The 13,017-nt window shown below is 27.6% G+C and carries 9 protein-coding genes, 1 pseudogene and 1 riboswitch; of the genes and pseudogenes, 8 read left to right on the forward strand and 2 right to left on the reverse strand.

The genetic code is table 11. The annotated features are described in order from the left end of the window. Window positions 1-26 precede the first annotated feature (26 nt). The 4 genes and pseudogenes from groL (at window position 27) to guaA (ending at window position 5,859) form a co-directional block, all read left to right on the forward strand. Complete coding sequence (gene groL / locus IC173_RS10215) at window positions 27-1,655, forward strand: chaperonin GroEL (protein WP_227434619.1); 1,629 nt, start codon at window positions 27-29, stop codon at window positions 1,653-1,655. A 267-nt stretch (window positions 1,656-1,922) separates the two neighbouring features. Next, window positions 1,923-2,663: a nickel pincer cofactor biosynthesis protein LarB gene (gene larB / locus IC173_RS10220; protein WP_227434620.1), complete on the forward strand. Its 741-nt coding sequence runs from the start codon at window positions 1,923-1,925 to the stop codon at window positions 2,661-2,663. Window positions 2,664-2,803: 140 nt separating this feature from the next. After that, a pseudogene (larC, locus tag IC173_RS10225) lies at window positions 2,804-3,936 on the forward strand (nickel pincer cofactor biosynthesis protein LarC). A gap of 59 nt (window positions 3,937-3,995) precedes the next feature. Then, a riboswitch (purine riboswitch) is annotated at window positions 3,996-4,097 on the forward strand. Between the two features lie 223 nt (window positions 4,098-4,320). Next, a complete protein-coding gene (gene guaA, locus IC173_RS10230; RefSeq protein ID WP_227434621.1) occupies window positions 4,321-5,859 on the forward strand; it encodes a glutamine-hydrolyzing GMP synthase in 1,539 nt (512 codons plus the stop codon). 192 nt (window positions 5,860-6,051) lie between these two features. Here the strand turns inward: guaA and IC173_RS10235 are convergent, their stop codons facing one another. Continuing rightward, window positions 6,052-6,531 carry a MarR family winged helix-turn-helix transcriptional regulator gene (locus tag IC173_RS10235; RefSeq protein ID WP_227434622.1) on the reverse strand — a complete coding sequence of 160 codons (480 nt, stop codon included), beginning with the start codon at window positions 6,529-6,531 and terminating at the stop codon, window positions 6,052-6,054. A gap of 162 nt (window positions 6,532-6,693) precedes the next feature. Here IC173_RS10235 and IC173_RS10240 point away from each other — a divergent pair, with 162 nt between their 5' ends. After that, on the forward strand, window positions 6,694-7,593 hold the full coding sequence (locus tag IC173_RS10240) for a hypothetical protein (protein WP_227855500.1): 900 nt from the start codon (window positions 6,694-6,696) through the stop codon (window positions 7,591-7,593). Between the two features lie 157 nt (window positions 7,594-7,750). On the opposite strand, the gene IC173_RS10245 is transcribed toward IC173_RS10240, so the two are convergent. Beyond that, window positions 7,751-8,584 carry a serine aminopeptidase domain-containing protein gene (locus IC173_RS10245; RefSeq protein ID WP_227855501.1) on the reverse strand — a complete coding sequence of 278 codons (834 nt, stop codon included), beginning with the start codon at window positions 8,582-8,584 and terminating at the stop codon, window positions 7,751-7,753. Between the two features lie 490 nt (window positions 8,585-9,074). On the opposite strand from IC173_RS10245, the gene IC173_RS10250 reads away from it, so the two are divergent. From IC173_RS10250 to IC173_RS10260, 3 genes are all read left to right on the forward strand, one after another. Further along, window positions 9,075-9,227 (forward strand): hypothetical protein, encoded by a 153-nt coding sequence (locus IC173_RS10250; protein ID WP_227836190.1) that lies wholly within the window; start codon window positions 9,075-9,077, stop codon window positions 9,225-9,227. Between the two features lie 174 nt (window positions 9,228-9,401). After that, entirely contained in the window at window positions 9,402-9,983 is a 582-nt protein-coding gene (locus IC173_RS10255) for a sugar O-acetyltransferase (RefSeq protein WP_227434625.1), read from the forward strand. A 372-nt stretch (window positions 9,984-10,355) separates the two neighbouring features. Further along, on the forward strand, window positions 10,356-12,599 hold the full coding sequence (locus IC173_RS10260; RefSeq protein WP_227483468.1) for an EAL domain-containing protein: 2,244 nt from the start codon (window positions 10,356-10,358) through the stop codon (window positions 12,597-12,599). The last annotated feature ends 418 nt before the right edge of the window (window positions 12,600-13,017 follow it).

Consider the following 13,017-nt stretch of genomic DNA (forward strand, 5'->3'; position numbering starts at 1 on the left):
AATAAATTTATTAGGAGGGGTTTAAAATGGCTAAAGAAATTAAATTTTCAGAGGAAACAAGAAGAGCTTTAGAAGCTGGTGTAAATAAATTAGCAGATACAGTAAAAGTAACATTAGGACCTAAAGGAAGAAATGTTATATTAGATAAAAAATTTGGTTCTCCACTTATAACTAATGATGGTGTAACTATAGCAAAAGAAATAGAATTAGAAGATAGATTTGAAAATATGGGTGCTCAGTTAGTTAAAGAAGTAGCAACTAAAACTAATGATGTAGCTGGAGATGGTACTACAACTGCTACAGTTTTAGCACAAGCTATAATCAGAGAAGGTTTAAAAAATGTAACAGCAGGTGCTAACCCAATACTTTTAAGAAAAGGAATACAAAAAGCAGTAACAGTAGCAGTAGAAGAATTAAAAAATCAATCAAGAATAGTAGAAACACAGGAAGCTATATCTCAAGTTGCTTCTATATCTGCTGGTGATGAAGAAGTTGGAAAATTAATAGCAGAAGCTATGGAAATAGTAGGTAAAGATGGAGTTATAACTGTTGAAGAATCTCAAACTATGAATACTGAATTGGATGCTGTTGAAGGTATGCAATTTGACAGAGGATTTGTTTCTGCATATATGGTTACAGATGTAGACAAGATGGAAGCAGTTTTAAATGACCCATATATATTAATTACTGATAAAAAAATATCTAACATACAAGAGCTATTACCAGTTCTTGAACAAATAGTTCAACAAGGTAAAAAGCTACTAATAATTGCTGAAGATGTAGAAGGTGAAGCATTATCTACATTAGTTGTTAATAAATTAAGAGGAACATTTGATGTAGTAGCAGTTAAAGCTCCAGGATTTGGAGATAGAAGAAAAGAAATGCTTCAAGATATAGCTATACTTACAGGTGGTCAAGTAATATCAGAAGAATTAGGATATGATTTAAAAGAAGCTGATTTATCTATGTTAGGTAGAGCTTCATCTGTTAAAGTAACTAAAGAAAACACTACAATAGTAGATGGTTCTGGAGATAAAAAAGCTATAGAAGATAGAGTAAATCAAATCAAACATCAAGTAGAGCAAACTACTTCAGATTTTGATAGAGAAAAATTAATGGAAAGATTAGCTAAACTTGCTGGTGGAGTAGCTGTTGTAAAAGTTGGTGCTGCTACAGAGGTTGAGTTAAAAGAAAGAAAATTAAGAATAGAAGATGCTCTTAATGCAACTAGAGCTGCTGTAGAAGAAGGAATAGTAGCTGGTGGAGGAACTGCTTTTGTTAGTGTTATACCAGCAATAGGAACACTAGTTGAGAGTTTAACTGGAGAAGTTAAACTAGGTGCTCAAATAGTTAAAAAAGCATTAGAAGAACCATTAAGACAAATAGCTATAAATGCTGGTCTTGAAGGTGCTGTAATTGTACAAAATGTTGTTAACGCTGAAGCAGAAACTGGATTTGATGCTTTAAATGAAAAATATGTAAATATGATAGAAGCTGGTATAGTTGACCCAACTAAAGTTAGTAGAAGTGCTTTACAAAATGCTGCATCAATAGCAAGTACTTTCTTAACTACTGAAGCTGCTGTTGCTGACCTTCCTGAAAAAGAAGATGTAGGAATGCCAGGAATGGGTGGCGGTATGCCAGGAATGATGTAATCTTAAAATATTTAAAAATATAAATTTTAAGATAGAGAACTATTTTGACTTAGATTTTAGTATCTAAGTTGAAATAGTTCTTTTGTATATATTTAATTTTTTTGTGCATTTACAATTTTAATATATATATTTGGATAATTAGTATCTGGATTATAATAATATCTTTGAAGTTGTATTGTTATTTTTTAGGTTATGATGTTAGATATATATTAATTAAGGTATAATTGTTGATAGAGAATAAATCAAAGTTTAAAAGGATGCGATAATATGGACTTAAGAAAATTGCTTGAACAGGTTAAAAATGAAAACATTGATATAGATGTTGCATTAGAACAATTAAAAGATTTACCCTATGAAGACCTTGGATATGCCAATATAGACCATCATAGAGAATTAAGAAATGGATATCCAGAAGTAATTTATTGTGAAGGTAAAAGTGATGAACATATTTTAGGAATTATTGATAAAATGAATCAAAAAGGTTCTAATATATTGGGGACAAGATGTAGAAAAGAAACATTTTTAAAAGTTAAAGAAATTTATAGTCATGCTGAATACGAAGAATTATCTAAAATTCTTAAAATTCAAAATCATGCTATAGAGAATATTGGAAAAGGCAAAATTGTAATTGCAACAGGAGGAACTTCTGATATACCAGTAGCAGATGAAGCATATTATACAGCTAAATTTTTAGGTAATGATGTTGATAGAATATATGATGTTGGAGTGGCTGGTATACATAGACTTTTAAATAAGAGACACAAAATAGATAGTGCTAGAGTAGTAGTAGCTGTTGCAGGAATGGAAGGTGCACTTGCAAGTGTAATTGGAGGTCTAGTTGATGTTCCAGTAATAGCTGTACCAACATCTGTTGGATATGGAGCCAATTTTGGAGGATTAGCAGCATTATTGGCTATGTTAAATAGTTGTGCATCTGGAATATCTGTTGTAAATATTGATAATGGTTTTGGAGCAGGATATTTGGCAGCTATGATAAATAAATTATAATAGGTATATTGATATAAATTAAACAAAAATTATACGATGTTAATCTAATGTTTATTAGATTTTTCATTATTAAAACTGAGGAGAAATATATGAGTGAAAAAATACTTTATTTTGATATAGTAAGTGGTATATCAGGGGATATGACCCTTGCAAGCTTATTAAATTTAGGTGTACCTGAGGAAATTTTTTTGGAGGAAATTCATAAACTAAAAATGAGCGATGAATTTAATATAAATATAAGCTCAAAAAATGAAAGTGGAATATCAGGTATAACAGTAAAAGTAATTACGAAAGAAACACATATGCACAGGAATTTAGTGGATATATTTGAAATTATAGATGAAAGTGATTTAAATGAAAATGTAAAAGCTAATGCTAAAAAAATATTTATGGTAATTGGAGAAGCAGAAGCAAAGGTTCATGGAACTACAATAGATAAGATACACTTCCATGAGGTAGGAGCTATAGATTCAATTGTAGATATCGTAGGAGCATCTATATTAGTTGATTTACTTTGTATAGATAAGATTTATTCTAGTACAGTATCTGTTGGTTCAGGATTTGTAAAATGTGACCATGGAGTCATGCCTGTACCTGCACCTGCAACTATGGAAATATTAAAAGGTGTACCAATCAAATTAAATAATGTAAAAGGAGAATGTACGACTCCAACAGGAGCTGCAATAATAAAAGTTCTGTGTGATGAATTTGTAGAGGATTTTGAGTTTTCTCCAATAAAAATTGGATATGGAATAGGTCATAAGAAATTTGAAGTACCTAATATGTTAAGAGCAGTATTAGGAGAAAAAAAAAAGAAGAATTAATTTATGAAATTAGTGCAAATATCGATGATATGTCTTCAGAAGTATATTCTTATTTGTATGAAAAAATATTAGACGAGAAAGCGTTAGATATTTATACAGAAAGCATTTATATGAAAAAGAATAGACCTGCAACAAAAATATCGATTTTATGTAATAAAGTAGATTTAGAAAAATTTATTGAAATATTGCTTTTAGAAACTAGCACTTTTGGAGTACGATATAATGCTTACAACAGAGAAATTTTAGATAGAAAGTTTGTAAAATTAGACACAAAATATGGATTAGTTACAATAAAACTAGGGTATTACAAAGATAAATTAGTTAAAGCTACTCCAGAATATGATGAATGTAAAACTATAGCAAAAAATGAAGATATTCCTATAAAAAAAGTGTTTGCTGATATAAATTTTAGAATAAAAGAAGAATTTAGTGAAAACTTATTGACATAAGTAATAAATTTTGATAAATTAATACTCAGCTTTAATAAATAAAAGCAAACAGAAAAAAATATATAAAATATAAACTCACTCGTATATGCTCAGAGATATGGTCTGAGAGTCTCTACCAAGATACCGTAAATATCTTGACTATGAGTGAAATTATTATACCAAAAGACCTAGTTAAGTAAATGTGTAGGCTGAGTTATACTCCCTATATGTTGGCTATAAGATAAGGGGCATTTTGGAAGCCTGTATAGTAATTTCACTTTTGCTAGAAATTATGGAAGTTACTATACAGGTTTTTTGTGTAAAAAGATTTAATATAATTTAGACTGTATTGTGTTAAAATAAATATATATAAAAACTATATTATACAAGGAGAGATGGAAATTTATGAAACATGAATTAGTACTTGTAATAGATTTTGGAGGTCAATATAATCAGTTAATAGCTAGAAGAGTTAGAGAAAACAACGTATATTGTGAAATACTTCCATGTACTGCAAGCATAGAAAGAATAAAAGCAAAAAATCCTAAAGGGATAATATTTACAGGTGGGCCAAATAGTGCATACTTAGAAGATTCTCCAACAATATCAAAAGAAATATTTGAACTAGGAGTACCAATACTTGGTATATGTTATGGAGTTCAAATAATGTCTCATGTATTAGGTGGAGTTGTAAGAAAAGGCAATAAACAAGAAAAAGAATATGGAAAAACATCTATAACTTATGGAAAATCATCATTATTTGAAGGGATTACTACAAATAGTGTTTGGATGAGTCATACTGATTTAATAGAAAAGGCTCCAGAAGGATTTACTATAGTTGCAAATACTAAAGATTGTCCAGTAGCGGCTATGGAAAATGTAGAACAAAAACTATATGGAGTTCAATTCCATCCAGAAGTAGAACATTGTTTAGAGGGAGATAAGATACTTAAAAATTTCTTATACAATGTATGTGAAGTAAAAGGTGACTGGACTACAGATTCATTCATAGAAGATAAAATAAAAGAATTAAAAGAAAAAATAGGTGACAAAAAGGCCTTATGTGCTTTAAGTGGAGGCGTTGACTCTTCTGTTGCTGCAGTTCTTATTCATAGAGCAATTGGAGATAACTTGACTTGTATATTTGTTGACCATGGTTTACTTAGAAAAAATGAAGGTGACGATGTAGAAAGAATATTTAGAGAGAAATTCGATATAAATTTAATAAGAGTTAATGCAGAAGATAGATTCTTATCTAAACTAAAAGGAATTTCTGAGCCAGAAGCTAAGAGAAAGATAATTGGTGAAGAATTTATAAGAGTATTTGAAGAAGAATCAAATAAATTAGGAAAAATGGATTTCTTAGTTCAAGGAACAATTTATCCAGATGTTATAGAAAGTGGACATGGGAATGGTGCTGCTACTATAAAATCTCACCATAATGTTGGTGGAATTCCTGAAGATGTAGATTTCCAAGAAATAGTTGAGCCATTAAGAGAACTATTTAAGGATGAAGTTAGAAAAATAGGATTAGAACTTGGTATAGAAGAAGGATTAATATTTAGACATCCTTTCCCAGGGCCAGGTCTTGGAATAAGAGTTATAGGTGATGTAACTAAAGAAAAATGTGATATATTAAGAGAAGCAGATGCTGTTTATATGGACGAGCTTAGAAAAGCTGGTTTATATAGAGAAATATGGCAAGCTTTTGCAACATTACCAGATGTTAAGACTGTTGGAGTTATGGGAGATGAAAGAACATATGCTTATTTAGTTGGTTTAAGAGCAGTTACTTCTTCTGATGGAATGACTTCTGACTGGTATAAGATGCCTTATGATGTGTTAGAAAAAATTTCTAATAGAATAATTAATGAAGTTGATGGAGTAAATAGAGTAGTTTATGATATAACTTCTAAACCACCTGGAACAATAGAATGGGAATAATTAATAATGAGCTAGAAAGCCTTTAAATAGGGTATTTCTAGCTCTTTTTCGGTCTATTTTTTACTTGTTTTAATACATATCGTGCTGTGTAACTATTCTTTTGGACTATATTTATGTTTTCAATGGAATGCATAAAATTCAAAGTCATAATACATATTAGTTGAGTTAAATTTTGTGCTATAAATAATTATTTTACTCATAGTATTTTTCTTCTCTTTCAACTCCTGTATATAGTTTTGTAATCATTTGATAAAACAGGCTGATTTCTTCATTTGAATAATCCTGAAATATATTGTTTAATTTCTCAGTATGGAGTTCCTGTACTTTTTGTGAATATTCATCTGCTTTTTTTGTTAGCACAATAGAAGTATTTCTTTTATTATTGGGTTCATGTTCAATAGTTATAAAACCTTTGTTTTCAAGAGAAACAGCTAGTTTTTTTATATTTTGACGTGAAGACCCTAAGAGTTTCCCAAGATAAGTAAAAGTAGTTTTTTCATCAGCATGCTTTACCATTGTAAGAAGCATAAATTGTTTTAAAGTAAGATGTTCATCTGCTTTATCAAAAATAGTTTGTAATCGGTTTTGTAAAATAAATATGCTTGCAAAAATACCACGAACTTCATTATTTCTTTCACCACTAAAATTTCTAATCATGTTTTTAATTTGCATAAGATACTCCTTTCATGTGAAATCTACTATTTATATTATAGTAATAAGTTGCTATAGTGTAAATGGTAACTTATTACTATGGATTTATACAAAAGATTTTTCAGTTATACTAACTGATAACATTTAGAGTCTTTAAACACTTTACCTTAGGGAGGAAATTAAATGATAAAGAAAAAACAAATGACCTGGCTAAATATTTCAGCAACCATTATATTCATATTATTGCTAATCATTACAGTTTGTGGAATATTTTCATTTTCTATAGATAATAAATATGAAGCAATAAACCTATATGGGCAGGTTATTGAGATGTATGGTACAGGTATTTATCAATATGACTCATATTTCAAGGCACCTATATTGATAGGTTCAGACTTAACAATGATTTTAATTATCGTTCCAGTCATTGGTTCATACATATTTCGTGATATAGATACAGTAGAACAAAAAACAAATTTTCTAACAATTCTAGGCATCATTTTGTATTATGCTTTTAGTATTTCATTTGGAGTTGCACATAATCAATTACAACTAGTATATATTTTGTTAACTTCAATTTCATTTTTCACCCTATTTACTTTACTGCTAGAGCTTTATGGAATATCATTTTGCTACAACTGTTCTTTCTATTTAAGAAAGATAGAATTAGTATTTTTGATATTGGCAGGTGCTTCAAATATTATTGCATGGTTACCAGATGTATTACATTCATTATTTACAGGTAGTACACTTGAGAGCATAGAAATGTATACTACAGAAATTACTTATGTGCTTGATATGGGTATTATTAGCCCCTTAGTTTTTATTGTTATCTATCTATTAATAAAAAAGAAAAGCTATATTTCATTAGTCTTATATAGAATGATATTAGTAACATTAAAAGTTATTGGGGTAATGCTTCCAATACAAACTCTTGTACAGCTACGAGCAGGCATTTATATTCCAATTCCTGAATTGATTACGAAAGTTACTATTTTTGTGACACTTGCTATAATCTCTATCTATTTTGATAAGTTAAATAAAAAAAGAATTACAGTGATTCTGTCAAGTAATAATTTTTAGTTTTACAGGATTCAAGCTCAGAACAAGTAGAATACATCATCGTAAATTGTTTTTATCATATGCATTTTAAAAGGTATATGTCGTAATGACATATACCCCTTACTATTATATATTAATCATTAAACTTTAATTTTATGTTTAGTATTTTTGTTGTATTCTATTGATTTTCTATAAACCACTCATATACTGTCTGACAAAATTTTTCACTATTTAAATAGTAGCTATTATGAACATCATCAATTTCAACAAGCTTCTTTTTACAGCTCAACGAATTATAATAGCTATCAAAATACTTAGGTTTGAAATATCTGTCATAAAGCGTTTTAAAAACAAGTGTTGGAATGTTAACTCCATTCTTTATTACACTGTCTTGTGCGACAAAACATTCTAACATTGTATTCATTACCTTTGTGCTATTTTTCCAAACATTAGGGTTATTTTGCTCAATCATTTTGTAAAATGCATTGTCATGGGCTTCATTATAACCTTCATATTTAGGTGGTTTTACTGTTACATGAAAATTAGGAAGGAGTTTGAGGAAAAAGTTTAGTAATTTAACAGTGGGATAAGGATAACCTACTCCTGACGTATTTTTATAATCAACACAGGCAAACTGGGCAAAACTTTTTAACTTATTGCTTGTACATGCATAATACTGTGCAAACATGCCACCAATACCTGCATTTCCGTATAGATGTATGTTGGAAGAATAATTCTTTTCTATATATGCAATGACAGAGTCTAAGTCTTTTACAATTGAATTACGTGAAAAATCTTTCTCATTACCACCACTTTTACCTGTTCCTGAAAAATCAAATGCAAAGACATTTACATCATATTGGGAAAGAGGTTCGTATGCTAACTGTAAATCAAGCGTAGTTATGATAGGAGTATGTGTAACAATAATATTCATAGATGATTTTCCAGTAATGAATGCATTACAAAAAATCACTGTATTTCCGTTTGGTATTTTTATATGTTGCCAACTCATTTACTTTTCCTCTCTTTCATATATAAAATATTATAATAATCAAATTATAACTTATTTATTGGTCATATTTTATCACAGTTACATATTAAAGTCATTTATTTTTTAGTTGTATTATAAATATTAATAATAAATCAGTGTTTAGAATGAAATTCATATAATAAAAGTTATTTTCAGAATAATTAAAAAACCAGCTTTTAATTTTAGATTAGAATCTTGATACTTTTACAAAGGTAGTAGAGCAAAGAATAGTATTTGTACATTATGATAAACTATTGTTTTACTATCGTCGATATTTTAGATACAAAAAGCTTTTGAAGACCGAAGATAATAAATAATTCTTAATTCTAATATCAAATATTTAAAAATACTTAAATAAATAATGTAATTATGAATTGTAACAGAAAGATAGTTTGTGTTATATTTGTTGTATAATCTCTCCAAATTATGCAAGGCAAGGATATTAACAAGAGGCAATAAGGGGGATATTGGATTGGATAAAACAAAACAAAAATGTATACAAGTATTAGCAAGTGCTTTATCAGATAATCTGGCTTCAAATAATTTATTGAAAAAAGTAGATTTTAAATTTAGCATTTTTGATTCAATGAATAATGAAAATATCTATAGTCTAGATTTAATTTAAGTAGAACCTATAATTATATACTAACTTTGTATTTGCAAGATGTAAGTAAATTAAATATTCAATAAGATAGTTTCATTGAGTATTTAATTTTTTATATTACAATATAAATATGGAACAATATTAATAACAAATATTATTTTTAGTTAATATACTAATATATTTTAGGAGGTTGGGATGACAGAACGTGAAAAGATGTTGGCAGGAGAATTGTATGACTGTGGAGATAAGGAATTATTATGTCAATGGCACAAAGCCAAGGATTTAACAAAAGAGTATAATAGTTTGAAATCAGATGATAGTATTAACAAGGAACGTATCTTAACAGAACTCTTAGGTGGAAAGGGAAAAAATATATGGATTACTGCACCTTTTTATGTTGATTATGGAAATAATATTTATTTTGGTAATAATTGCGAAGTAAATATGAATTGTACATTTTTAGATGATAATGAAATCATAATAGGTGACAATGCATTGATTGCTCCTAATGTACAAATATATACAGCATTTCATCCAACTAATGCTAAAGATAGATTTGAGGAAAGAACTGATGATGGATTTAGTTTTTGCAAAACTATAACTGCACCAGTGAAAATTGGTAATGATGTTTGGATTGGTGGAGGGAGTATTATTTTACCAGGAGTAACAATAGGAGACAATGTAACTATTGGTGCAGGTAGTGTTGTAACAAAGTCAATTCCATCTAATACTATAGCTTATGGGAATCCTTGTTGTGTTATTAAAGAAAATAAGTGAAGGTTTAATAATATATTTAGTTATGAGATATTAGAGATATTAAGTGTCTCATTAAAATAAAAAGCTATCTTAAAATATAGGATAGCTTTTTTGATATAAGTATATAGAATTTGTTAGTCTTGAATAAATAGAAACATAAACTTAGATTATGGAATTTGTTTTTAAACAATATTCTACAGAAGTTTAAGGAAAAATATTACATAAATAAAATCAATAAAATGCTTATTAATGAATTATTATTGAAATATAAAGGAGTTTTGTTGAATATTGATAAGTAGAATATTATAATATAGTGTGAATAGTTTTTTGGTAATGAAATTTGTAGAGTTAGTATTTATGCTAAAAATGGACTTATAGTTTGGAGGACAAAAAATGAAATTATCAAGGTACGAAAAAAACAATATGGTTTTGTCTGTGGTTTTATGTGCACTTATTATTTCAATTCTTGTAATTACTGTTTTTACTACTGTAAAACTGTACAACATATCTAATAAGCAAACTAAAAACTATCTAAATGATGTATCTACACAAGTTGTAACAAATGTTGATAATCAAATTAAGTTTATTTTATCTGATTTAAGGCTAATGGCAGATTTTATTAAACAATATGAAGGTGATAGTCGATATGATTACTTAGCAAAAAGAAAAACTAGTTATAAATATTCTGATATTGGAATAATAGATTTAAAAGGTAAAACAAAGTTTTTAAGTGGAAAAGAAGCGGATTTAAAGAATACTATTTCATATAAAAAGGGGATAGAGGGAAAGGAATACACAGAACTTATAGAGTCAATAGATGTTGTACTCTACAGTGTACCTATATTTGATTATAAACATGAGGTATCTAGTATTTTAGTAGGTGTTTCTCAAAAAGAAAGTGTGAATAATATTCTTAGTATTGACAGTTTTAACGGAGAAGGAACTATTGAAATTGTTAATACTAAGGGGAAACCTCTCTTTATAGGTAAAAATAGTGAGTTGATAAAGGACCTTAGTCATAAATATAAAGGTGCTACAAATGAGCATTGGGTTCCCAAAATAATGGATGACTTTAAGAATGAAGAATCAGGAGAAATTACAATAACTTCGTCAAAAAATGTAAAGTGTCTGCTAACGTATCATCCAGTAACAAAAGATTTAAATGATTGGTATTTCATTCTTATAGTGCCTGAAGAAGCTGTTTTAGGTGAATTGAATAAATTAAACATTTTTACAATAATAATGACCTTTATAATTATTTTTATTATTGGAATTATAACATGGATTTTATATACTATTAGAAGAAAATACATAAAACAAATTGAAGATATTGCTTATTTAGATAATATAACAAATGGTATTAATTCAACAAAATTTAGTATGTTAATAAAACCTTTAATTTCAAAATCTCCTGATAATACTTATATGATGATAGCAATAAATATAAAGGATTTTAAGCTAATAAATGACTGTTTTGGTAGTGAAAAAGGAAATAATACACTTAAATATATTTATAATGTTTTAGAAAAAAATATTGCTAATGATGAGGAGTTTGTATGTCGGCATGATGCAGACCTGTTCTATCTATTTATGAAGAATAGACCAGTATTAGAAGTTTTAGAATTACTGTATAAAATAGAAGATGAGATTAATTATTTTAACAAAGGAAAAGAAAACCCATACTTTTTAAGAATATCAGTAGGTATTTACGCAATTGAAAATCATGACGAAGATTTAATTACAATACAAGACCATGTGAATACAGCAAGAAAAAGTTTTAATAAAGCACATAAAAGTGATTTTAATTTTTATAGTGATATAGAAAAAAAACGATTGATATTTGAAAAGGAATTGTCAAATTTAATGGAAAAAGCTCTTGATGATAAAGAATTTTTTATATGCTTACAACCAAAGATTGATATAAAAACTGGAAAGGTTAGTGGTGCAGAATCTCTTGTTCGTTGGAATAGCCCAGAGAAGGGGATGATTTATCCTAGTGATTTTGTTCCCATTTTTGAAAAAAGTGGATTTATATGTGAGTTAGACCTATATGTTCTTGAAGAAACATGTAAATTGATTTCTAAATGGATAAAAGAATGTAAGGAGTTATTAATAATTTCTGTTAATGTATCAAGACAACATTTAAAGGATAAATCATTCTTAGAAAAATATGAGATGATATGTATTAAATATAATGTACCTACATCTTTAATAGACTTAGAACTTACAGAATCTATTTTTTTAGAAAATCCAGAAGCAATTTGTGTAATAGATGATATCCACAGTAAAGGCTTTAAATGTTCTATAGATGATTTTGGATTTGGATATTCATCATTAGGGATATTAAAGGAGTTTAAAGTCGATATAATTAAATTAGATCGTTCATTTTTTGTTAGTAAAAATAATATAGAACGTGGTAAAGTTGTTGTGGAATCTATTATTGAACTTAGCAGGAGACTTGGTATGAAAGTAATTGCTGAAGGTATTGAAGAAGTTGAACAAGTATATTTCTTAAAAAGTATTGGATGTGATTATATTCAAGGTTATGTTTTTTCTAAACCATTATCAATACATGAATTTGAAGAATTCGCATATAATGGTGATAAAGTAAAAAATTTAACAATACCTAATGATTAGGTTTATAAAATTAAATATTTAGGCAAGTTATATAATTTAAATATATAGCTTGCTTTTTTTATTTGTATGTTTAAATCTACAGATATAGTTTTACTTTTAAGTAAAACTTTTAACTATTTTGTTGTTACCCATATAGTTAAAGATATGTAGCAGTTATTAGTAAAGCGTTGAAAATACTATGTAATGTTAAAATATATTGTAATTAGTAGGTGATATAAAGTTTTAAATATAAATATTATATTTTTTAATAAAAATATGTCTACAGATTTTGTAAAAACAATTTTCAAATATTGTAAGTTGTAGTTAAAGCTTTATTGTATTATTCTGAATATAGAAAGATAGTTACTATTTTTAGACATAAAAAAACTTAAATATACAGAATAACATAAAATTTGCAGTATTAATAACTCTAATTATT

This window comes from Clostridioides sp. ES-S-0048-02, assembly GCF_020658495.1.
In the GTDB taxonomy this organism is placed as follows: Bacteria; Bacillota; Clostridia; order Peptostreptococcales; family Peptostreptococcaceae; genus Clostridioides.

What these genes read in the sequence shown, in the direction of transcription:
- groL (WP_227434619.1), top strand. Translation starts at nt 27, where the DNA reads ATGGCTAAAGAAATTAAATTTTCAGAGGAAACAAGAAGAGCTTTAGAA.
- larB (WP_227434620.1), top strand. Translation starts at nt 1,923, where the DNA reads ATGGACTTAAGAAAATTGCTTGAACAGGTTAAAAATGAAAACATTGAT.
- guaA (WP_227434621.1), top strand. Translation starts at nt 4,321, where the DNA reads ATGAAACATGAATTAGTACTTGTAATAGATTTTGGAGGTCAATATAAT.
- IC173_RS10235 (WP_227434622.1), bottom strand. Translation starts at nt 6,531, where the DNA reads ATGCAAATTAAAAACATGATTAGAAATTTTAGTGGTGAAAGAAATAAT.
- IC173_RS10240 (WP_227855500.1), top strand. Translation starts at nt 6,694, where the DNA reads ATGATAAAGAAAAAACAAATGACCTGGCTAAATATTTCAGCAACCATT.
- IC173_RS10245 (WP_227855501.1), bottom strand. Translation starts at nt 8,584, where the DNA reads ATGAGTTGGCAACATATAAAAATACCAAACGGAAATACAGTGATTTTT.
- IC173_RS10255 (WP_227434625.1), top strand. Translation starts at nt 9,402, where the DNA reads ATGACAGAACGTGAAAAGATGTTGGCAGGAGAATTGTATGACTGTGGA.
- IC173_RS10260 (WP_227483468.1), top strand. Translation starts at nt 10,356, where the DNA reads ATGAAATTATCAAGGTACGAAAAAAACAATATGGTTTTGTCTGTGGTT.